Annotated in this window: 4 protein-coding genes (1 of these 4 running past the window's edge); all 4 read right to left on the bottom strand. The window is 73.9% G+C overall.

From position 1 onward, the window contains the following. Tightly spaced (each overlapping or abutting the next), the 4 genes in view from J2Z30_RS11020 to J2Z30_RS11005 form a layout consistent with a single transcriptional unit that may run on beyond the window. Positions 1-973, bottom strand: the beginning of a protein-coding gene (locus tag J2Z30_RS11020; RefSeq protein WP_044568897.1) for a type I polyketide synthase. It extends 5,516 nt beyond the left edge of the window; the window shows 973 of its 6,489 coding nt (coding positions 1-973); the start codon lies at positions 971-973; the stop codon falls past the left edge of the window. Continuing rightward, positions 970-17,874 (bottom strand): type I polyketide synthase, encoded by a 16,905-nt coding sequence (locus tag J2Z30_RS11015; RefSeq protein ID WP_044568899.1) that lies wholly within the window; start codon positions 17,872-17,874, stop codon positions 970-972. The genes J2Z30_RS11020 and J2Z30_RS11015 overlap by 4 nt, the downstream gene beginning before the upstream one ends. Continuing rightward, the gene (locus J2Z30_RS11010; protein WP_044568900.1) at positions 17,871-18,464 is read right to left on the bottom strand and encodes a nuclear transport factor 2 family protein; all 594 of its coding nucleotides are present in this window, start codon (positions 18,462-18,464) and stop codon (positions 17,871-17,873) included. Before J2Z30_RS11010 ends, J2Z30_RS11015 begins: the two co-directional genes overlap by 4 nt. Next, complete coding sequence (locus tag J2Z30_RS11005) at positions 18,461-23,848, bottom strand: SDR family NAD(P)-dependent oxidoreductase (protein ID WP_052701294.1); 5,388 nt, start codon at positions 23,846-23,848, stop codon at positions 18,461-18,463. Before J2Z30_RS11005 ends, J2Z30_RS11010 begins: the two co-directional genes overlap by 4 nt.

The following is a 23,848-nucleotide window of genomic DNA, read 5'->3' as shown; positions in this document are numbered from 1 at the left end:
GTCTGATGACCCGTTCCTGAGCCGGTCCGCTCGGTGCGGTGAGCCCGTTGGAGGCGCCGTCCTGGTTGACCGCGGAGCCACGGAGCAGCGCGAGGACGGGGTGTCCGTTGCGGCGGGCGTCGGAGAGGCGTTCCAGCAGGAGCAGGCCGACGCCTTCGGCGGAGCCGAAACCGCCCGCGTCGGCGGCGAAGGAGCGGCACCGGCCGTCCTGCGACAGTCCGCGTTGCCGGCCGAACTCGACGAACATGTCGGGCGAGGCCATCACCACCACCCCGCCGGCCAGGGCCAGCGAGCACTCACGGGAGCGCAGTGCGTGCGCCGCCCAGTGCAGTGCCACCAGGGACGACGAGCACGCGGTGTCCAGGGTGACCGCGGGGCCTTCCAGGCCGAAGCTGTACGCCACGCGGCCGGACGCGACGCTCGCGGTGTTCCCCGTCACCAGATGGCCCCGGAGTTCCTCGGGCACCTGCCGCAGACGGGACCAGTAGTCCTGGTAGGTGACACCGGTGAACACCGCGGTGTCGCTTCCGCGCAACGACACCGGGTCGATCCCGGCGCGTTCGAACGCCTCCCAGGAGGTCTCCAGGAGCAGCCGCTGCTGCGGGTCCATGGCCAGGGCCTCGCGGGGGGAGATATCGAAGAACGCGGCGTCGAAGTCGGCGGCGTCGTGCAGGAATCCGCCTTCGCGGACGTAGGTGGTGCCGGGGTGGTCGGGGTCCGGGTGATACAGAGCGGACAGGTCCCAGCCGCGGTCGGCGGGGAAGAGCGAGATGCCCTCGCGTCCCGCCTGGACCAGCTCCCAGAGGTCTTCCGGGGAGCGCACACCGCCCGGGTACCGGCAGCTCATCGCGACGATCGCGATCGGCTCCCGGTCCTGTGACTCCGCTTCGAGCAGCCGTTGACGGGTCCTGTGGAGATCCGCCGTGACCCTGCGGAGGTAGTCGCGGAGCTTTTCCTCGTTACGCGTGGTCATGACACTCCCAGGTCCTTGTCGATGAACGAGAACAGCTCGTCGTCGTCGGCCGTCCGCAGGGACTCGGCCGGGTCCGTGCCGTTCTCGTCAAAGTCGCCCCACTTCACGAGCAGGGAGCGCAGCCGCATGGTGAGGTGGGCGCGCTCGGCGGTGCCCGCCGACGAGAGCCTCGCCGTCAACCGGTCGAACTCGTCGCTCGGTGCCTCGGCGCCGTCGGCGAACCGGCTCGCGAGGTAGCCGGCCAGCGCGGTGGGTGTCGGATGGTCGAACACCGTGGTCGCCGGGAGCGTCAGACCGGTCGCGGCGCCGAGCCGGTTGCGCAGTTCGACTCCCGTGACCGAGTCGAGGCCGAGCTGCTGGAAGGCACGGTCCGTCGCCACGTCTCCTCGTGCGTGCCCCAGTACGGCCGCGACGTGCGCATCGACCAGGTCCAGCAGCCGGCGGGCACGGTCCTCCTCGGACAGCGCGGTGAGCCGAGCGGCCAGGGACGTCTCGCCGGAGCCGGGTTCCGCCGCGGCCGTCGTCTCCGCCGTGGTCTCGCGGACCTCGGGCACTTCCCGCAGCAGCGGGCTGGGCCGCAGCGCGGTGAAGGCGACGTGGAAGCGCCGCCAGTCGACGTCGGCGACGGCCACGTACGTCTCGTCGGCCGCCAGGGCCCGGCCCAGTTCGGTGAGTGCCGCTTCCGGCTCCATCTCCGGCAGCCCGTGCCGTCGCAGGGTTCCCGCGACCGCGCCACGGGCCATGCCGCCGCCGGCCCACGCTCCCCAGGCCACGGAGGTCGCGGGGAGACCGAGGTCCCCGCGGTGCCGGGCCAGCGCGTCCAGGAAGGCGTTGCCCGGCGCGTAGTTCCCCTGTCCGGGCAGCCCGATCGTGCCGCCGAACGACGAGAACATGACGAACGCGGAGAGCCGGCGGTCCCGGGTGAGGTCGTGCAGGTTGAGCGCGCCGCCCATCTTGACCCGCAGCGAGCGGCCCAGCTGGTCCGGCGTGAGGGCGCCGACCGTGCCGTCGTCGAGCACGGCGGCCGTGTGCACCACCGCCGACAGCTCGGGCGCCGTGGCGAGCAGTTCGGCCAGGGCCGCGCGGTCGGACACGTCGCACGCGGCCAGGGTGACCCGGACGCCGAGGCCGGTCAGCTCCGCCTCGAGTTCCGGCGCGCCCGGTGCGTCCGGGCCGCGGCGGCTCACCAGCAGGAGGTGTTCGGCTCCCTGGCGTGCCAGCCAGCGGGCCACCTGCGACCCGAGCGCTCCGGTGCCGCCGGTGACCAGCACCGTCCCTCGGGGGGACCACGGCGCGTCACTGTCCGGGGCACGGCCGGCGGGTACCAGCCGGCGCACGGACACCCCGGAGGGGCGCACCGCCGCCTGGTCCTCGCCCGTCGTCGCAGCGAGCAGCGCGCACAGGCCCGCCCCGGCGCGGGCGTCCATCGTCTCGGGCAGGTCGACCAGTCCGCCCCAGCGATCGGGATGCTCTACGCAGGCCACCAGGCCCAGCCCCCACACCAACGCCTGCCGGGCACTGGCGAGGGGTTCGCCGTCGCCCACCGCCACGGCGCCGCGCGTGGCGCACCACAGCGGAGCGGTCAGGCCCGCGTCGCCGAGCGCCTGCACCAGGGCGACCGTGCCGGTGAAACCGGCCGGGACGACGGGAGTCGGCCGTTCGTCCAGCGACAGCAGCGACAGCACACCGTTCACGGGGGAATCGGTGGCTTCCCGGAGCCGGGCGGCGAGTGCCTTCCGGCCGGTGCCGGCGGGGTCCACCTCGACCGGGACGACCCGTGCGCCCGCCGCGATCAGCGCGTCCAGGCATCCGTCGGCCCATTCCCGCCGTACGCCGTGCAGCGGGACCACCACGAGCCAGGTGCCGGACAACGACGCCGACGGTGTCCCGGGCATCGGCCGCCAGGCGATCCGGTACCGCCACGACTCCACGGCCGTCACCTCGCGCCGTTTCCGCCGGTAGGTGGACAGCACGGACATCACCGTGCGCAGCGCCTCCGGGTCGTGATCCGCGTCCGGCGGCAGCGTCCGGCCCAGCTCGTCGACGTCACCACTGTCCACCGCCGTCCAGAACGCGTCGTCCGCGGGAGTCTCCTCGCCGCTCGGCAGCCAGTACCGCTGCCGTTGAAACGGATACGTCGGCAGATCCACCCGGCGCGGGTCCAACCCGGCGAAGGCCTTGGACCAGTCCACGTCGACGCCACGCGCATATGCCTCGGCCAGCGCGGCGAGGAACCGGCCCTGGCCGCCGTCGTCCTTGCGCAGCGAGCCGATCACGGCCGTGTCGCTCGCGGTTTCCCGTACGGCGGCCGTGAGGACGGGATGCGGGCTCACCTCGATGAAAGCACCGATGCCGGCCTCGGCGAGCCCGCGCACGACCTCGTCCAGGCGCACCGTCAGGCGCAGGTTTCGGTACCAGTACTCGGCGTCCATGACGGTGGTGTCGATCTGCTCGCCGGTGACCGTGGAGTGGAGCGGAATCTCCGCCGGGCGCGGGGTGATCGGCGCGAGGTCGGTCAGCATCTGTTCGCGGACCTCTTCGACCTGCGCCGAGTGGGAGGCGTAGTCCACCGCGATCCGGCGGGCGCGCACTCCGTCGGCCCGGCACTGGGCGAGCAGCCCTTCGAGGGCCCCGGTCTCGCCGGACACCACGACTGCGCTCGGCCCGTTGACCGCGGCCACGGACAGCCGCTCGCCCCAGGTCTCGGCGCGGGCCCGGACCTGGTCGAGCGGGAGCGGGACGGAGAGCATGCCGCCCTTGCCGGACAGCGTCGCCAGGGCCCGGCTGCGCAGGGCGACGACACGCGCGGCATCCCGCAACGACAGCGCGCCGGCCACGTACGCCGCGGCGATCTCGCCCTGGGAGTGTCCGGCCACCGCGGCGGGACGGACTCCGTAGGAGCGCCACAGCGCGGCCAGTCCCGCCATCATGGCGAACAGCGCGGGCTGGACGACGTCCACCCGGTCCAGGCCGTGTCCGTCGCGCAGCACGTCCGTCAGGGACCAGTCCACGTACGGCGCCAGCGCCTCGGCGCACGCCTCGATCTCCTGCCGGAAGGCCGGGGACGAGTCGAGCAGTTCCGAGGCCATCCCGGGCCACTGCGAGCCCTGGCCGGGGAACACGAACGCGGCCTGTCCGCCGGTGTCGGCCACGCCCTGCACCAGGGCCGGGTCGGCACCGCCCCCGGCGAGCGCGGCCAGCCCGCGGCGCATCTCCGCCGCGTCCGTACCGAGGACGACCGCCCGGTGCTCGAACGCCTTTCGTGTGGTGGCGAGCGAGTACCCGATGTCCGGTACGGCGCAGTCGGCGGCCGGCAGCAGACGGGCGGCCTGGGCGCGCAGCGCGGCCTCGGTGCGCGCGGAGAGGATCCACGGCAACGGCGCCCCGGCAGCGGGCCGATCGGCAGCCCGCACGTCGGTCGGCATGTCGGTCGGCACGTCGGCCCGGTCGTCGGCCGGAGCCTGCTCCAGGACCACGTGCGCGTTGGTGCCGCTGATCCCGAACGAGGACACCGCGGCGCGTCGCGGACGGCCGTCCTCGGGCCACGGCCGGGTCTCGGTCAGCAGCCGTACCGAACCGGCGGACCAGTCCACGTGGGGTGTCGGCGTGTCGGCGTGCAGGGTCCGGGGCAGGGTCGCGTGCCGCAGGGCGAGGACGGTCTTGATCACTCCGGCGACACCGGCGGCGGCCTGGGTGTGTCCGATGTTCGACTTGACCGATCCGAGCCACAGCGGGAGCTCCCGGTCCCGGCCGTAGGTCGCCAGCAGCGCCTGCGCCTCGATCGGGTCGCCCAGGGCCGTGCCGGTGCCGTGCGCCTCCACCACGTCCACGTCGGACTCGGAGAGCCGGGCCGCCGTCAGCGCCTGACGGATCACCCGCTGCTGGGCGGGGCCGTTCGGCGCGGTCATCCCGTTGGAGGCGCCGTCCTGGTTGACCGCCGACCCGCGGATCACCGCGTAGACGGTGTGCCCGTTGCGCCGGGCATCCGACAGCCGCTCCACGAGCAGCATGCCCACGCCCTCGGCCCAGCCGGCCCCGTCGGCCCTCTCGCCGAACGACTTGCACCGGCCGTCGGGGGACAGCGCCCGCTGTCTGCTGAACTCGACGAACAGGCTGGGCGTGGACATCACCGTGGCCCCGCCCGCCAGCGCCAGCGAACATTCGCCGTTGCGCAGCGCCTGCGCGGCCAGGTGCAGCGCCACCAGCGAGGACGAGCACGCGGTGTCGACGGTCACCGCGGGGCCTTCCAGGCCGAACGTGTAGGCCACGCGGCCAGAGGCCACACCGCCCGCGCTGCCGATGCCGACGTACGCCTCCAGTTCCTCGGGCACCGTGCGCAGGCGGGAGCCGTAGTCCTGATGCATCACCCCGGCGAAGACCCCGGTTCGGCTGCCTCGCACCGTCTCGGGGTCGATCCCGGCCCGTTCGAACGCCTCCCAGGAGGTCTCCAGGAGCAGCCGCTGCTGCGGGTCGGCGGAGAGCGCCTCGCGCGGGCTGATGTCGAAGAACTGCGGGTCGAAGTCCGCGGCATCGTAGAGGAAGCCGCCGGTGCGCGTGTAACTCTTGCCGGGCCGGTCGGGATCGGGGTGGTACAGCTCGCCGACGTCCCAGCCGCGGTCGATGGGGAACTCGCCGATGGCGTCCTCGCCCCGGAGCAGCAGCTCCCACAGGTCCTCGGGGGAGCGCACACCGCCCGGGAGCCGGCACGCCATCCCGATGATCGCGATCGGTTCGTCGGCCGCCGGCACCACGTCGGCGCTCCGCGTGGCACGGGCCTCCGCCACGGGTGGTTGCCCGCCGAGGAGTTCACCGCGCAGGTGGGTGGCCAGCGCGAGCGGGGTCGGGTGGTCGAACGCCACGGACGCGGATATCCGCAGCCCGGTCTCCGCGCCCAATCTGTTCCTGAGCTGCACCGCGCTGAGCGAGTCGAACCCGATCTCCCTGAAGGCCCGGTCCATCCGGATGGCGTCGGGTCGGTCGTGGCCCAGCACCAGAGCCGTCTGCCGCTGCACCAGATCCATCACCGTCCGTTCGCGCGCGGCCTCCGGCAGGGCGGCCAGGCGTTCCGCCAGGCTCGACCCGGCCGCGCCGTCGTCCACCACGCGCCGTAGGGGGGCCGGCATCAGGCCGCGCAGCATGGGGCTGGTGTCGGCGGAGCGGGAGGCGGCCGTGTCCAGCCGGGCGGTCACCAGTACGGCGTCCGGCCGGCCGAGGGCCGCGTCGAGGAGCGCGATGCCGTGCGATGTGGACAGGGGGGAGACGCCGGTCCGGGCGATCCGTCGCCGCAGCTCGGTGGGGTCGAGGTGCTCAGTCATCCGGCCGGCCTCGGCCCACAGTCCCCACGCGAGCGACTGGGCCGCCAGCCCCTGACCGCGACGCAGTTCGGCGAGCGCGTCCAGGAACGCGTTCGCCGCCCCGTAGTTGCTCTGGCCCGGGTTGCCCAGCACCCCGACCACCGAGGAGAACAGGACGAACGCGGACAGGTCGGCCTCACGGGTCAGCTCGTGCAGCCACCACGCGGCGTCCGCCTTCGGCCGCAGCACCCGGTCCATCCGCTCGTCGGTCAGCGACGAGAGCACGCCGTCGTCGAGCACGCCCGCCGCGTGCACCACCGCGACGAGGGGGTGCTCTGCCGGTACCGTCGCCAGCAGCGCGGCCAGGGCGGCCCGGTCGGAGACATCGCACGCCACGAGGCGGACCTCGGCGCCCAGGGCGGTCAGCTCGGCTTCCACAGCGGCCGCGTTGTCGCCCGCCTGGCCGCGTCGGCTCACCAGCAGCAGGTGCCGTACACCGTATTCGGCGACGAGATGGCGGGCGACCAGGTTGCCCAGCGCGCCGGGGGCTCCCGTGATCAGGACGGTGCCGGTGGGGTCCATCGGCGATACAGCGCCGGTGCCTTCGGGGTCCGTCGGCGATACGGCCGTTTCCGCGGGCGCCGGTTCGAGCCGGGGCGCGCTGACCGTGCCCTGCCGTATCACCAGTTGGGGTTCGCCCAGGTCGAGCGCGGCCGGCAGAACGGCGCTCGTCGCCTCGTGGTCGTCGAGGTCCACCAGCATGAACCGGTCCGGGTGTTCGACCTGGGCCGAGCGGACCAGTCCCCACACCGGTGCCGCCGCCACGTTGTCGCCGGGGCCCATGGCACCGCGCGTCACGACCACGAGCCGTGCGGAGGAGAACCGCTCGTCCTCCATCCAGGACCGCAGCAGCGACAGGGCCCAGTGGGCCGACTCGTGCACGCCCGTGACCACGTCTTCGGACACCGGGCAGACCGCGAGCACCACGTCCGGCGCGGCCCCGGCCGCCGCGTCGAGGTCCGCGAAGGACTCGCCGGGCAGTGCGCCGTCCGCGCCGAGGACCGCCCACCGCGCGGCAGGAGGCATCGTCGCCGCCGGTGTCCGCTCAACCCAGTTCACGCGGTACAGCGAGTCCACGCGAGGCCTCTCCCCCGCCGGCGCCCGGGTGCTCAGCGAGTCCATCGAGATCACCGGCGCGCCGGTGCGGTCGACGGCCGTCAGCGCCATCCCGCCGGTCCGGCCGGGGCGTAGCCGGACCCGGAGGACCGAGGCGCCGGTGGCGTGCAGGCGGAAGCCGTTCCAGGAGAACGGCAGAAGCGGTGTGCCGTCCTCGACGGCGGCCAGTTCGAGGGCGTGCAGCGCGGAGTCCAGCAGGGCCGGGTGCACACCGAACCCGTCCGCTTCCACGCCGTGCGCCAGCTCGACCTCGGCGAACAGTTCGGCGTCGCGCCGCCACACCGTGCGAAGGCCCCGGAACGCCGGCCCGTAGGCGAGGCCGATGTCCGCCAGCCGCTCGTACAGCCCGCTCACGTCGACCGGCGCGGCATCGTCCGGTGGCCACGCCAGCGGGTCCACGGCGTACGGCCCGGAGGTCGTGAGGGAGCCGCCGGCGTGCAGTCGCCAGTCCTCGTCGGCCGATCGGGAGTGCACGGTCAGTTCACGGCGGCCGATCCCGTCCGCCGCGCCCACCCGTATCTGCACCCGGACACCGCGCTCCGGCACCTCCAGCGGCGCCTGGAGGACCAGTTCCTCGACGAGGTCGCACCCGACCTGGTCGCCCGCCCACACGGCCAGCTCCATCAGCGCCGCGCCCGGCACCACCACCGAGCCCAGCACCGTGTGGTCGGCGAGCCAGGGATGCGTGGCCGGGGACCAGTCGCCGGTCAGCACCAGGCCCGCGCCGTCGGCGAGGACGACGCAACCGCTCAGCAACGGGTGACCGGCCGGGTCCCCTGTCGGCGCGGTGCCCTGCTCCAGCCAGTAGCGGCGGTGCTGGAAGGCGTAGGTGGGCAGGTCGACCCGGCGCCCGCCGGAGGCCGCCGGTGTCCAGTCGACCGGGACGCCGTGCACATGCGCCTCGGCCAGTGACGTCAAGAACCGCTGCAGCCCGCCTTCGTCGCGCCGCAGCGAGGGGATCACGGCACCGGGCACACCGGCCGCATCCACGGCCTCCTGGACCGCGGGCAGCAGCACCGGGTGCGGGCTCACCTCGACGAAGTGCGTCAGTCCCCGGCCGACCAGGTCCCCTACGGCCTCGGCGAACCGCACCGGCTCACGCAGGTTGCGGTACCAATAGGCGGCGTCGAGGGTCGAGGTGTCGTGCCGCCGGCCGGTGACGGTGGAGTGGAAGGGGATGGTGGCCGTCCGGGGTGTGACGGCGGCGAGGGCGGTCTCGATCTCCTCCTGGAGGGATTCGACCTGTGGCGAATGGGAGGCGAAGTCCACTCCGGCCAGTCGCCAGCGCAGTGTGCCCCGGCGGGACAGCTCGCGTTCGAGTTCGTCGAGCGCGCCGAGGTCGCCGGAGACGATCACCGCCTCCGGGCCGTTGACCGCCGCGATCGACAGCCGGCCCTCGAAGGGTTCCAGCAGCCGCGCAGTCTCGTCGGCCGGGAGCGTGACCGACAGCATCCCGCCCGTGCCGGACAGCCGGCGCAGGCACTTGCTGCGTTCCGCCACGATCCGGGCCGCGTCGGTGAGGGACAGCGCGCCCGCGGCGCAGGCGGCGGCGATCTCGCCCTGGGAGTGTCCGACGACGGCGGCCGGGGTCACTCCGTACGAGCGCCACAGCTCGGCCAGGGACACCATGACCGCGAACAGGGCCGGCTGGACCACATCCACCCGGTCCAGTTCGGACGGGTCCCGGACGACGTCGAGCAGGGACCAGTCGACGAACGGGCTCAGCGCGGTGGCGCACTCGGCCATCCGGGCGGCGAACACGGGTGAGGCGTCGAGCAGTTCGGCCGCCATTCCGGCCCACTGCGTGCCCTGCCCGGAAAACACGAACACCACCTGGCGGTCCTCGCTCGCCGCGCCGGTCAGCACGCCCGGCACGTCCCGCCCCTCGGCCAGGCCCATGAGTCCGGCCCGCAGACGGGCGCGGTCCGCGCCGACGACAACGGCACGGTGTTCGAACACCGTGCGGGTGGTCGCCAGCGACAAGGCGACGTCCCCGACGTCCCGTTCGTCGACGACGTCCAGGAGCCGGGCGGCCTGTGCGCACAGTGCCTCGGGGGACTTGGCCGAGAGCACCCACGGCACCGGTGCCGTCTCGCCGGTGCCCACCGGTGCGGCGGTCTCGGCGGGTTCCGGGGCTTCGAGGACGACGTGTGCGTTGGTTCCGCTCACGCCGAACGAGGACACCGCCGCCCGCCGTGGCCGGTCCGCGTCCGGCCACGCCTGTGGCTCGGTCAGCAGCCGCAGCGATCCCGTCGACCATTCCGCCTGGGACGTCGGCCGGTCGACATGCAGGGTCCGCGGCAGTACCCCGTACCGCATCGCCTGCACCATCTTGATGAGGCCGGCCACGCCCGCGGCGGCCTGGGTGTGACCGATGTTGGACTTCACCGAGCCGAGCCAAAGGGGGCGGTCCGCCGGCCGGCGGCGGCCGTAGGTGGCCAACAGCGCCTGCACCTCGAGCGGGTCGCCGAGCCGGGTTCCGGTGCCGTGTCCTTCCACGGCGTCGACGTCGGAGGCGGTGAGACCCGCGTTGGCCAGCGCCCGCCGGATCACCCGCTGCTGGGCCATGCCGTTCGGCGCGGTGAGCCCGTTGGACGCGCCGTCCTGGTTGACGGCACTTCCCCGGACCACCGCCAGCACCTGGTGTCCGTTGCGCCGGGCGTCGGACAGCCGTTCCACCACCACCATGCCGACGCCCTCGGACCAGCCGGTGCCGTCGGCGGCGTCGGCATAGGACTTGCACCGGCCGTCCGGCGACAGCGCGCCCTGCCTGCTGAACTCGACGAACGTCTGCGGCGTGGCCATCACGGCCACGCCGCCCACCAGGGCCAGCGAGCACTCGCCGGAACGCAGTGCCTGCGCGGCCAGGTGCAGCGCCACCAGGGACGAGGAACAGGCCGTGTCCACGCTGACCGCGGGCCCCTCGCAGCCGAGCACGTACGCCACCCGGCCGGAGGCGACGCTCGCCTGGTTGCCGATCAGCAGCTGGCCTTCCAGGTCGTCGGGAGCGGAGAGCAGCCTGCCCGCGTAGTCGTGGTACATGACGCCGGTGAAGACACCCGTGTCGCTGCCGCGCAGGGACGCCGGGACGATCCCGGCGTGCTCCAGGCCCTCCCACGCCGTCTCCAGCAGCAGGCGCTGCTGCGGGTCGGTGGCCAGCGCCTCCCGTGGGGCGATGCCGAAGAAGGAGGCGTCGAAGTCGGCCGCGTCGTAGAGGAAGCCGCCGTGCCGGGTGTAGCTGGTGCCGGTCGTCGCCGGATCCTCGTCGTAGAGCGCTGCGAGGTCCCATCCCCGGTCGGCGGGGAAGTCCGAGACCGCGTCGGTGCCCTCGACGACCAGTCGCCACAGGTCCTCCGGGGAGCGCACCCCGCCCGGATAGCGGCAGGCCATGCCGACGATGACAATCGGATCGTCGTCGGTGGAAGTGGAATGGGAAGGCGCCACGGGGGTGCGGTCCGGCTCGTCGGCGGCGGACCCGGTTCCGGCGATCTCGTCCAGCAGATGACCCGCCAGCGCGGTGGGGGTCGGGTGTTCGAAGGCGACCGTGGCGGGGAGCCGGATCCCGGTGAGGGTGTGCAGCCGGTTGCGGAACTCGACCCCGGTGAGGGAGTCGAACCCGAGGTCCCTGAAGGAGCGGTCCGGGTCGAGGGTACCGGGATCGGAGTGGCCGAGCAGGGCCGCCACTTCCGTGCGGACGAGGTCGAGGGCCGCGCGGGCGCGCTCGGGCTCGGGGCGTGCGAGCAGACCGGGCAGGCCGTCGCCCGGCGTGGGCGTGGACCGTGCGGGGCGGCGGCTGGTGAGCCTGGCCGGCAGCACATGGGCGTGCCCGCCGGACAGGGCCACGTCGAAGAGGGCGAGCCCTTCTTCTGTGGTGATCGCCCCCAGCCCGCCGCGTCGCATACGGGCTTCCTCGGCCGGAATCAACTGCCGTGCCATGCCGACGCCGTCGGCCCAGAGTCCCCAGCCCAGTGACAGCGCCGGCAGGCCCTGTGCCCTGCGGTGCCGGGCGAAGGCGTCCAGGAACGCGTTGGCCGCCGCGTAGACCGCCTGCCCGGGGTTGCCGAGCGCGGCGACCGCGGACGAGAACACGACGAACGCGGACAGGTCGCGGTCGCGGGTGAGCCGGTCCAGGTGTACGACGGCGTCCACCTTGGGGCGCAGTACGGTGTCGATCTGCTGCCGGGTGATCGACGTGAGGGTCGCGTCGTCGAGCACACCGGCCGTGTGGACGACGGTGTCCAGGTCGGGCAGTGTCGCGAGCAGGTCCGCCAACGCGTCCTCGTCCGCCGCGTCGCACGCCGCAACCGTCACGGTGGCGCCCGATTCGGTCAGCTCGGCCTCCAGTTCGGCCGCGCCGGGCGAGTTCCGCCCGGCCCGGCTGGTCAGCACCAGGTCGCGTACCCCGTGGGCGGTGACGAGGTGCCGGGCGAGCAGTGCGCCGAGGCCACCGGTCCCGCCGGTGATCAGGACCGTGCCGCTCAGGCTCCGCGGGTCCTCGCGGACGGGGCGCAGACGGCGAACGCGCGGCACGAGGAGCCGGCCGTCGCGCAGCGCCAACTGGGGCTCGTCGGCAGCCAGAGCGGCATGGACGTGCGCCCGGTCGACCGGCTGACTGTCGATGAGCAGGAACCGCCCGGGATGTTCGAGCTGGGCCGTGCGCACCAGGCCCCAGACCGCCGCACCCGAGGGATCCTCGATCTCCGTGTCGGACTCCACGGCGACCGCGCCACTGGTGAGCACCGCCAGCCTGGTGTCCGCGAACCGCTCCTGGGCCAGCCAGTCCTGGATCAGGGCGGTCAGCCCGGCCGTCAGGGCGTGCGCGCGTCCCACGACGTCGTGTGAGGGCCGCTCGGACGTGCAGTCGACGAGCAGGACGTCCGCGGTGGAGGTGGAGGCGTCGAGACCGGCGGACACGGTCGTCTCCGCGACCACCGGTGTCCGGCCCCCGGCCGAGACGTCCGTACCGTCCGTGGTGCGGGGCACCCACTCGACCGTGTGCAGTGCGTCGGGCACGCTCGTGTCCATGGCCAGCAGCGCCAGCGACGCAACGGCCAGGACCGGTTTCCCGGAGGTGTCGGCGACGGTGAGCGCGACGGTGTCGTCACCGGTCGTGGTGAGCCGGACGCGCAGTGCGGTCGCGCCTAGGGCGTACCGGGTCACGCCGGTGAAGGAGAAGGGCAGCAGACCGGTACGGGCCCGGCCGAGCAGTCCGAGCACCACGGGGTGCAGACAAGGGTCGAGCAGGGCGGGGTGCAGACCGAACCGGCCGGGCTCGGCGGCCAGTTCGACCTCGGCGTAGACGTCGGCGCCGGAGCGCCACGCGGCGCGCAGGCCCTGGAAGCCGGGGCCATAGTCGTAGCCGAGCCCGGCCAGTCGCGGGTAGGCGTCGGTCAGGTCCAGCGGCTCGGCACCGGCCGGCGGCCACTGCTCGGGCATGGGGGACGGCGGTGCGGCGGTACCGGGGGCCAGGGCGCCGGTGGCGTGTCGGGTCCAGTCGGTGTCGTGCTCGCCCCGGGCGAACACGCTGAACGGGTACTGGCCGGAGGCGTTCAAAGTCCCTACGGCTACCTGGAGGTCCGTGCCGTCCGCTTCGGACACGATGAGCGGCCGCTCGACGGTGAGTTCGGCGATGTGTTCGGCGCCGGCCCGGCCGGCGACGTACAGGGCCAGTTCGGCGAAGGCGACCGCGGGCAGCAGCTCCCGGCCGGCCACGACATGCTCCGACAGCCACGGGGTGTCCTGGGCGGACAGCCGTCCGGTGGCCAACCAGCCCTGCTCGTCGGCCAGTTCGGTCACGTCGCTCAGCCAAGGATGCCCGGCCGCCGCGGAGGCGGCGCCGGTGAGCCAGAAGCGCCGGCGCTGGAAGGGATAGGTCGGCAGCTCGACCTGGCGCGGCTCCCGGCCGGCGAAGTACGCCGGCCAGTCGACCGGCACACCGCGGGCGTTGAGGTGCGCGACGGCGATGGCGAGGGTCCGCGCCTCGGGCCGGTCGTGCCGGAGCGCGGGGACGGCGACGGCGGTGGCATCGGTGGCGACCTCACCCGCCGGTACGGCGAGCACCGCGTCCGGCCCCAGCTCCAGATAGCCCGTCGTGCCCTGGGCGTCGAGGTGGCGCAGGCCGGCCTCGAACTGGACGGTTTCACGCAGATGCCGGGCCCAGTAGTCCGGTGAGCCCAGTTGCGCGGGTGTCGCGAGGACGCCGGTCAGGTCGGAGACGACGGGGATATGCGGGGCCGTGGCGTGGAGTTCCCCCAGTTCCCGGCGGAAGTCCTCCAGCATCGCGGCCGTGTGCGGCGAGTGGAAGGCGTGGCTGGACCGCAGCCGCCGTACCCGGCCGCCCAGTTGCTCGGCGATACGGCGCGCCGGGCCCTCGTCGCCCGAGATCACCACGGAGTCGGGGCCGTTGACCGCGGCGATGCCCACCGAGTCCTCGTGGCCGTCGAGCAGCGCGGCGACCTCCTCGGCGGAGGCCCGTACGGCGAACATCGCGCCGCCGGCGGGCAGCGCCTGCATCAGTCGGCCGCGCACCTCGACCAGCCGGACCGCGTCCGGCAGCGACAGCGCGCCGCCCACGTGCGCGGCGACGATCCCGCCGACCGAGTGCCCCAGCAGGTGGTCCGGTCGCAGGCCCCAGTGCCCCACCAGCCGGAACAGGGCCACCTCCAGGGCGAACAACGCCGCCTGGGTGTAGCGGGTCCGGTCGAGCAGTCCCGACTCGTCGGTGAACATCACCTCGCGCAGCGAGCGGTCCAGGTGCGGATCGAACAGCGCGCACACCTCGTCGAGCGCGTCGGCGAAGGCCGGGTACGCGACGTACAGCTCATGTCCCATGCCCACCCGTTGGCTGCCCTGGCCGGTGAACAGGAACGCCGTGCCGCCCGCGGCCTTCGCGCTCGCCCGCAGCACGTCCGGCGTGGACCTGCCCTCGATGAGCGCGGACAGTCCGGCCTGCAGTCGCACCCGGTCCTCGGCCACGATGACGGCCCGCTGGGCGAAGGCGGTACGGGTGGTCGCCAGCGAGAAGGCGAGGTCGACCGGCTCGGCGTCGAGCGTGGACAGCCGGGTGGCCAGCTCGCGCAGGGCGTCGTCGTCCTTGGCGCTCATCACGACGGGTACGGCGCCGGGTGCGGACCGCGGCGGCTGCGGGCGCTCGTCGGGCGACGGCTCCTGGAGGATCACGTGCGCGTTGGTGCCGCTGATGCCGAACGAGGACACCCCGGCGCGGCGCGGCCTGCCGGACGGGGGCCACGGCACGGCCTCGCACAGCAGCGCGATGTCGCCCACCGACCAGTCCACGTGCGGCGACGGGGCGTCCGCGTGCAAGGTTCTCGGCAGCGACCCGTGTCCCATGGCGGTGATCATCTTGATCATGCCGGCGACGCCGGCCGCGGCCTGGGCGTGTCCGATGTTGGACTTCAGCGAGCCCAGCCACAGCGGATGTCCGGCGGGCCGGCCCTGGCCGTAGGTGGACAGCAGCGCCTCGGCCTCGATCGGGTCGCCGAGGGCGGTGCCGGTGCCGTGCGCCTCCACCGCGTCGACCTCGTGAGCGGCCAGTCCGGCGGCGGCGAGGGCCTGGCGGATCAGGCTTTCCTGGGCGGCGCCGTTGGGCGCGGTGAGTCCGTTACTCGCGCCGTCGGAGTTGATGGCCGAGCCGGCGAGGACAGCGTGCACCCGGTGGCCGTTGCGCCGCGCGTCGGACAACCGCTCGAGGACCAGCACACCTGCGCCCTCGGCCCACGCGGTGCCGTCGGCGCTCGCGGAGAAGGGCTTGCAACGGCCGTCCGGTGCCAGCCCGCGCTGACGGCTGAACTCCACGAACATGCCCGGGTTCGCCATGACCGTGACCCCGCCGGCGAGGGCCAGCGTGCACTCGCCCTGGCGCAGTGCCTGCGTCGCCAGGTGCACGGCCACCAGCGACGAGGAGCACGCGGTGTCCACGGTGACGGCCGGGCCGAGCAGGCCGAGCGTGTAGGCGACCCGGCCGGACAGGACGCTGACGGTGCTGCCGGTCAGCCGGTAGCCATCGGTGCCGTTGTCGGCGGCGTCCAGTCGGGGGCCGTACTCCTGGGAGGTCGCGCCGACGAACACCCCGACGCGGCTGCCGCGCAGGGTCGTCGGGTCCGTCCCGGTCCGCTCGATGCTCTCCCAGGACACCTCCAGCAGCAGGCGCTGCTGCGGATCCATCGCGCCGGCCTCGCGTGGGCTGATGCCGAAGAAGTCGGCGTCGAACCGGTCGGCGTCGTGCAGGAAGCCGCCGTGCCGGGTGTAGGAGGTGCCCGGACGGTCGGGGTCGGGGTCGTAGATCCGCTCGATGTCCCAGCCTCGGTCGGCGGGGAAGGGGGTGATGGCGTCGCGGCCCTCGCTGACCAGCTGCCAGAGGTCCTCCGGCGAGCGCACGCCACCGGGGTAGCGGCAGGCCATGCCCACGACCACGATCGGGTCGTCCGAGGTCGGGGCGTCCGCCGTCGGGGCCGGGGCCGGGGCCGTCAGGGCGGGCATCGGTTCGGACGGCCGGGCGTCCGCCAGTTCCGCGAGCAGGAAGCCCGCGAGCCGTGCGGGGGTCGGGTACCGGAACATCGGGCGGTACGTCAGGCGAAGGCCGGTGGCCCTGCTGAGGCCGGCGCTGATCTCCGTCAGGCCGAGGGAGTCGACGCCGAGGTCCTCGAAGGTCAGCTCCGGGTCGATCGACTCGCCGGTGACGAAACCCAGTTCGATCGCGACATGGGTGCGGACCAGCTCCAGCAGGTCCTTCGGCGCGGCCCGTGGCACGGGCGCGCTCTCGCCGGCCCAGTACCGCTGCCTGGTGAAGGCGTACGTGGGGAGGTCGGTGAAGCCGGCCGGGTCGCGGGGCAGTCCGGTCAGCCACTCGGTCCCGGTGCCGGCCGGCGGCCGGCCCTCCGCGAGGTCGGCCAGTCCGCGCCGGTACTCGGCGAGGCCCGGACCACGTACGACGGCACGGTGCTCGAAGTGCGTCCTGGTCAGGGCGAGCGACAGCCCGACGGCACGGGGTTCGGCGCCGGGGCAGGCGTCCAGCCAGGACAGCAGGGCGGACGCCTGGGCGCGTAGGGCCTCCGGCGTGGGGCCCGAGACCAGCCATGGCACCTCACCCTCGGGGCGACTGCGCGGTGCGCTGTCGCGGGCCGGAGGTTCGGCGAGCACGAGATGGCAGTTCGTGCCGCCCATGCCGAACGAGCTGACTCCGGCGAGGAGTCGTCGCCCGGACGGCCAGGCGTCCAGTTCGGTCTGCACGCGCAGGCGCAGTTCGGACAGCGGGATCTCCGGGTTCGCCGTCTCGAAGTGAAGGCTGGGCGGCAGCTGCCGGTGCCGGATGCTCAGCACCACCTTGAGCAGGCCCGCGATGCCCGCCGCGCCCTCCAGGTGGCCGATGTTGGTCTTGGCCGAGCCCACCAGCAGCGGCTGGTCGGGCGGACGGTGTGCGCCGAGTGCCGACCCGAGCGCCCGCGCCTCGACGGGGTCGCCGACCCTGGTGCCGGTGCCGTGCAGTTCGACGTAACTCACGTCCGAACGGTCGACGCCCGCCTGCCGGTGCGCCTCTTCGACGACCTGTCGTTGGGCCGCCGCGCTGGGTACGGTGAGCCGAGTGTCGCCGCCGTCGTTGTTGACGGCGCCGCCGAGGATGACGCTGTGGATCTCGTCGCCGTCGGCGAGCGCGTCGGACAGCGTCTTGAGCACCAGCAGAGCGCCGCCCTCACCGCGCGCATAGCCGTCGGCCCGCGCGTCGAAGGTGAAGCAGCGGCCCTGCGGCGACAGTCCGCCGAACCTGGCCGCTCCCAGGGTGGTCTCGGCGAGGATGTTGAGGTTCACCCCGCCGGCGATGGCGGTGGAGGACTCGCCGCGGCGCAGGCTCTCGCAGGCCAGATGCACGGCGACCAGCGAGGACGACTGGGCGGTGTCCACGGTCATGCTGGGGCCGCGCAGCCCGAGCGTGTGCGAGACACGGTTGGCCATGACGCCCCGGCCGGTGCCCGCCATCGTGTGCTGGTCGATCGCGTCCGTACCGGCCCGGAGCAGCACGGTCGCGTAATCGTCCCACATCGCGCCGACGTACACGCCCGTCGCGCTGCCGCGCAATCGTGCCGGCACGATGCGGGCGTGTTCCAGGGCCTCCCAGCTCAGTTCCAGAAGCAGCCGCTGCTGCGGGTCCATCGCGGCGGCCTCACGGGGGGAGACACCGAAGAACGCCGCGTCGAAGGTGGCGATGTCGTCGAGGAAGGCGCCGAAGCGGTGGGGCAGCGCGGAGCCGGGCCAGCGGTCCGGGGGCGCCTCCCCCACCGCGTCCACGCCGTCGCACAGCAGCTGCCAGTACTGGTCGGGCGTGGCGGCCTTCGGCACCCGGCACGACATGCCCACCACGGCGATGGGTTCGCCGGGGTGGCCGGTGCGGGAGGCCGGGTCGTTCGTCGCCTTCATACCACCGGCTCCTGCGCCGGCTCGGAAACCGGCTGTTCCGGACCGAGTTGCTCAGAGCCGGGCTGATCAGTGTCGGGCTGATCAGTGTCCCGCCCGTCGGCGGGCCACACCGGCGGCGGCCCCTGCATGTACAACCGGCGATGCGCGATGCGCCACGCCGTGCCCTCGCGGTGCAGCAGGTCGACGTAGTTCCCCAGCCGGCGCAGTCCGAGCCGGCCGTCGGTGTAGATGCCGGTGACGGTGAAGATCGAGTACACCTCGGCCGTGTCCGCGCCCAGCCTGGTGACCAGCAGGTTGGAGGTGGCGTGCCGGGAGTGGACGCCCACCGTCTCCCGGTTGTGCTGCCAGAGCCGGGCCAGCCCGTCGGTGATCTGTTCCCGGGTGGAGACCGTGGCGGGAAAGCCTTCGGGCGCGGGGCGCATCTCGAAGAGCGCGTCCGCCGTGTAGAGGGTACCGAGCGTGTCGAACTCGCCGGAGTCGAACAGCAGCCCGGCCGCGACGACGACATCGGTGACGGCGGCCCGCTCGATCAGCGTCCGGGGGTCGAGCTGGGACGTCTCGCCTGGCCGCAGCCAACTGGTCTCGCTCACGGAGTGCTCCTCGTGTTGCTGTTCTGCTTGTCGTTCTGCTTGTCGTTCTGCTTGTCGTTCTGCTGGCGAGCGGACAGCCAGGACCACACCGCCGCCGCCGTGGTGTCGGAGTGATCGCCGACCATCGTGCAGTGGTCGCCGGGGACCTCACCGGCCTCGTGGCCGGGCGGCCAGTGTGAGCGCCAGTCCGTGACGGCGGGCTCGTCCGGCGAGCCGGGTACGCAGTCCCGCGGCCGTAGGAACAAGGTCCGTGCGGCGACCGGGCCCGGCTGCCAGTCGCGGAACAGGCGCCGGTAGGTGCCGTACGCGGTGATGGCGGTCACGTCGGGCCGGGCGAAGGTCTCCCGGCGCACCACGAGTTCGTAGTTCATGGCCCGGCGCAGCGCCGGGGACATGCCGTCGGGCAGGTAGGTGTCGAGCAGCACCAGGGCGGAGGGCGGTTGGCCGGCCGCCTCCAGTCCTTCGGTCACGGCGTGGGCGAGCCAGCCGCCGGACGAGTAGCCGAGGATGACGACCGGCGCGTCGCCGCGAGCGTGCAGCACATGCCGGACGAGCACCCCGACGAGCGCGTCGACCGTGGCCGCCAGCGGTTCACCGGCCCGGTAGCCCGGGATCGGGACCACCGCGAGGTCGGTGCGGCCCTGGAAGTAGTCGGCCAGCCGGGCGAACTGGATCGCCGGCTCGACGGGGGCGAACGGCGGGAACGCGAACAGGGTGGGTCCGTGGTCGCCGCGGGCCATGCGTACGAGGCGGGGTGCCGGAGCGAAGTCGGCGGGGTCGTCGTAGGTCTCCCGTAGGCCCGCCACCCCGACGCACAGCGACTCGATCGCCTGCATCTTTCCCAGCAGCGCCAGTCTGCGGTACAGCGCGTGCAGCCCGCCGCCGTCCTCGGTCCCGGTGTCCGGGCCGGTCAGCGTCTCCTCGCGCAGCAGCGTGGTCAGGTGCTCGGCAAGCGCGGCCGGCGTCTCGTGGTCGTAGATCAGGCCGGTGGGCAGCGGGTGGTCGGTCGCCTCGGTCAGCCGGTTGCGCAGTCCGACCGCGCGCAGCGAGTCGAAGCCCAGTTCACGGAACGGCCGTTCGGGCCCGACCGCGTCGGCCGAACCGTGCCCGAGTTCCGCGGCGACCTCCCGCCGCACGACGTCGAGCAGTGTGTCCCGCTGTTCCCGGCCGGACCGTTCGGCCAGTCTCGCGCGCAGGTCGGACCGGGGGGCGGGGCCGGCGGGCGCGGGTCGCGGGACCAGGTCGGCGATCAGCGGGCGGGGCCGGGCCGCGGTGTAACCGGCCGCGAACCGGGTCCAGTCCACATCGGCGACGACCTGTGCCGGGGCGCCGCTCGCCACGGCCCGGTGCAGTGCCCGTACCGCCAGGTCGGGGTCCATCGGCCGCAGGCCCCGGAGGGCGTACCGGTCGCCGGCTCCTTCGGCCATACCTGGACCGGCCCACACGCCCCAGGCGATCGAGGTGGCGGCCCGGCCGCGCGCGTGCCGCCGTTGCGCCACGGCGTCGAGCACCGCGTTGGCCGCGCAGTAGCCGCCCTGTTCGCCGCTCCCCCACACTCCGGCAGCCGACGAGAACAGGACGAAGGCTTCGAGGTCGTCCTCGGCTGTCAGCTCGTCGAGCAGGACGGCTCCGGCGGACTTGGCCGCCATCACCTCGGCGAGTTGTCCGAGGCCGGTCCGTGCGATCGGCAGGGCGGGTTGCGGGGCCCCCGCGGTGTGCACGACGGCCCGGACCGGGCTGCCGTGGGCGCGCAGTCCGGCCAGTACCGAGGCGAGCCGGTCGCGGTCGAGCACGTCGCAGGCCACGATGGCGACCTGGGCGCCCAGCGCGGTCAGTTCGTCGCGCAGTGCCTGTGCGCCCGGTGCGTCCGGGCCGCGTCGGCTGAGCAGGACCAGATGCTCGGCTCCGCTCTCCGCCAGCGAGCGAGCCACGTGCCCGCCGAGTCCGCCGGTGCCGCCGGTGATCAGCACGGTTCCGGTGGGCCGCCACGGCTGTCGGCCCAGGGGTACGGGGGTGCGGGTGAGGCGGCGTGCGTAACGGCCCGACGGCCGGATCGCCAGCTGGTCCTCGCCGGGGGCGAGGGCGAGTACTTCCGCGAGGGCGGTCAGGTCCGCGCCGTCCGGTGCGGCGGGCAGATCGACCAGGCCGCCCCACCGTTCGGGGTGCTCCAGTCCCACCACCCTCGCCATTGCGGCGACCGCCGCGCCCGCCGGTCCGGTGACCGCTTCCCCGGACACCGAGACCGCGCCGGTGGTGACGCACCACAGGGGTGCGGTGAGGCCCGCGTCGCCGAGCGCCTGCGCCAGGACCAGGGTGGCGGCCAGGCCGGTCGGCACGCCCACGAGTTCGGGGAGCGGGTCGGTGGCGCCGTCGAGCAGGGACACGATCCCGGTGGGCGCCGTGGGCAGCGCACCGAGCCGGTCGGCCAGCGCCGCCCGGTCCGGGTCGGCGACCGTCAGCCGCGACACGTGAGCGCCGGCGGCGGTGAGGGCCGAGGCGACTCCGCCGCCGGCGCCGTCCTCCGGGACGGCGAGCAGCCAGGTGCCGCCGAGGGTCGGGGCCTGGTGCGCGGACGGCAGCGGCTCCCAGGTGATCCCGTAGTGCCAGTCCGGCCCGTCGTCGGCGGGTGCGGCATACGAGAGCGTCGAGCCGAGCCAGTACCGGTCGCGCTGGAACGCGTACGTGGGCAGCTCGACGTGCCGGCGCCGGGCGCCCTCGGCCCGACTCGGCGCCGGTGGCGGGCCGCCCCGCACGATCAGCCGGGCCAACGCCCGCTCGAACGTCTCCGCCTGGCCCTTGTCCCGGCGCTGCGTGGCCACGAACACGGCGCGCCGGGGATCCGGGACGCAGTCCTGCGCCAGCGAGGACAGCACCGCGTCCGGGCCGATCTCCAGGTAGGTGCCGACGCCTGACGCGTCGAGTGCGCGCACCGCGTCGGCGAACCGTACCGTGCGGCGCACGTTGTCGAGCCAGTACTCCACTCTGCCCAGTTCCGCGCCGGACACCACCCGGCCCCAGGTCGTGGACACGAACCCGGTGACCGGCTCGCCGAAGGACACCTCGGACAGCACCTCGGCGTACCGGTCGAGCATGGGGTCCATCAGCGCCGAGTGAAAGGCGTGCGTCACGGCGAGCCGCGTGGTCTTCCAGCCCCGGGTGGACGCGACGTGCTCCACCAGGGCCACCTCGTCCTCGGCGCCGGACACCACCACCGAGTCGGGGCCGTTCACGGCGGCGATGTCCACCGGCCGGCGCAGGTCCCTCAGTACCGCCAGTACGTCGGGCTCGCCCGCGCGCACCGCGCTCATGACCCCGCCGCCCGGCAGTTCCTGCATCAGGGAACCGCGCGCCGCGACCATCCGCGCCGCGTCCGGCAGGGACAATACGCCGGCCACGTGCGCGGCGGAGATCTCGCCGAGCGAGTGCCCGAGCACGAAGTCCGCGGTCCGGCCCAACGACTCGTACAACCGGTACAGCGCCACCTCTACGGCGAAGAGCGCCGGCTGTGCGAAGCCGCTGCGGTCGAGCGCGGCGGCCTCGGGGGTGCCGGGCTCGGCGAAGACGGTCTCGCGCAGCGGGGTGGGCAGAAGCGCGTCGAACCGGTCGCACAGCGCGTCGAACGTCTCAGCGAACACGGGGAACCGCTCGTACAGCTCACGCCCCATGCCGGGCCGCTGCGAGCCCTGCCCGGTGAACAGCGCTGCCGTCCGGGCCCGGCCGGCCACGCCGGTGACCACCCGGTCGGCCGGCGTCCCCTCGGACAACGAGCGCAGCCCCGCCAGCAGTTCGCCCCGGTCGTGGGCGGTGACCACGGCCCGGTGGTCGAACAGCGACCTGCTGGTGACCAGCGCACGGGCCACATCGGGCACGGTCGCCGCCGGCCGCCGGTCCAGGTGGTCGTACAGCTTCGCCGCCTGCGCGCGCAGCGCGGGCTCGCTCTTCGCCGACACGACGACCCACGGCAGCGGCAGCGGGCCGGGGGATTCTTCGTCCACGGCGGTTTCGGCTATGGCGGTGTCGTGCGTGTCGGTCGCGGGCGCTTCTTCGAGTACGACGTGTGCGTTGGTGCCGCTGATGCCGAACGAGGACACCGCGGTCCGCCTGGGCCTGCCGGTCTCGGGCCAGGCCCGCTGTTCGCGCAGCAGTTCCACCGCACCGGCCGTCCAGTCGACATGGGACGACGGCTGTCCGACATGCAGGGTGCGGGGCAGTACGCCGTGCCGCATCGCCTGCACCATCTTGATCACCCCGGCCACGCCCGCCGCCGCCTGGGTGTGACCGACGTTCGACTTCACCGACCCCAGGTACAGCGGCCGTTCGGCCGGCCGGTGCTGTCCGTAGGTGGCCAACAGCGCCTGGGCCTCGATGGGGTCGCCGAGGCTGGTCCCGGTGCCGTGGGCCTCGACCGCGTCCACGTCTGCGGGAGACAGGCCCGCGTCGGCCAACGCCTGCTGGATCACGGCGCGCTGCGCGGTACCGCTGGGCGCGGTGAGGCCGTTGGACCCGCCGTCCTGATTGGTGGCGCTGCCCCGTACCACGGCCAGCACGGGGTGACCGTGCCGCTGGGCGTCGGAGAGCCGCTCGACCAGCAGCAGGCCGGTGCCCTCGCCCCAGCCGATGCCGTCGGCGGTATCGGCGAACGCCTTGGACCGCCCGTCCGCCGCCAGGCCGCCCTGCCGGGCGAACTCGGCGATCGGCGTCGGCGATCCGGTCACGGTGACTCCGCCGACCAGCGCGAGGTCGCACTCGTGCGCGCGCAGCGAGCGGATGCCGAGGTGCAGTGCGACGAGCGAGGAGGAGCAGGCGGTGTCCAGGGTGACGGCGGAGCCGGCCAGTCCGAGGGTGTAGGAGATCCGGCCGGACAGCACGGCCGTCGAGCTGCCGGTGACCGCGTCGCCCTCCGACCCGTCGAAGGCTCCCATGGTGCTGGGCGCGTAGCCGGTGAAGGCGCCGCCGACCACCACGTCGGTCCGGCTGCCGCGCAGGGTCGAGGGATCGATCCCGGCCCGCTCGACGGCCTCCCACGCGGTCTCCAGCAGCAGTCGCTGCTGGGGGTCCATCCCGGTCGCCTCCTTCGGCGAAATGCCGAAGAACTCCGGGTCAAACCCGCTCGCGTCGTGGAGGAACCCGCCCTGGTCGAGTCCGGCGCCGAGCGGCCGCCAGCCGCGGTCGGCGGGGAACGCGGAGATGGCGTCGGCTCCGGCGGTGACCAGCTCCCACAGCCGTTCGGGCGAGTCGGCGCCGCCGGGGTAGCGGCAGGCCATGCCGACGATCGCCACGGGTTCCAGCGGTTGGGCCCGGGACTCGGTGAGCAGCCGCCGGGTGTGGTGGAGTTGTGCGGCGGTCTCGCGCAGGAGGCGCCGGAGACGGTCGTCCTGGGACAT

The organism is Streptomyces iranensis (assembly GCF_017874715.1).
Taxonomy (GTDB): Bacteria; Actinomycetota; Actinomycetes; order Streptomycetales; family Streptomycetaceae; genus Streptomyces; species Streptomyces iranensis.
This window is presented reverse-complemented; position numbering and strand designations above follow the sequence as displayed.

Coding starts and splice junctions, on each gene's coding strand:
- J2Z30_RS11015 (WP_044568899.1), bottom strand. CDS start 17,874: ATGAAGGCGACGAACGACCCGGCCTCCCGCACCGGCCACCCCGGCGAA.
- J2Z30_RS11005 (WP_052701294.1), bottom strand. CDS start 23,848: ATGTCCCAGGACGACCGTCTCCGGCGCCTCCTGCGCGAGACCGCCGCA.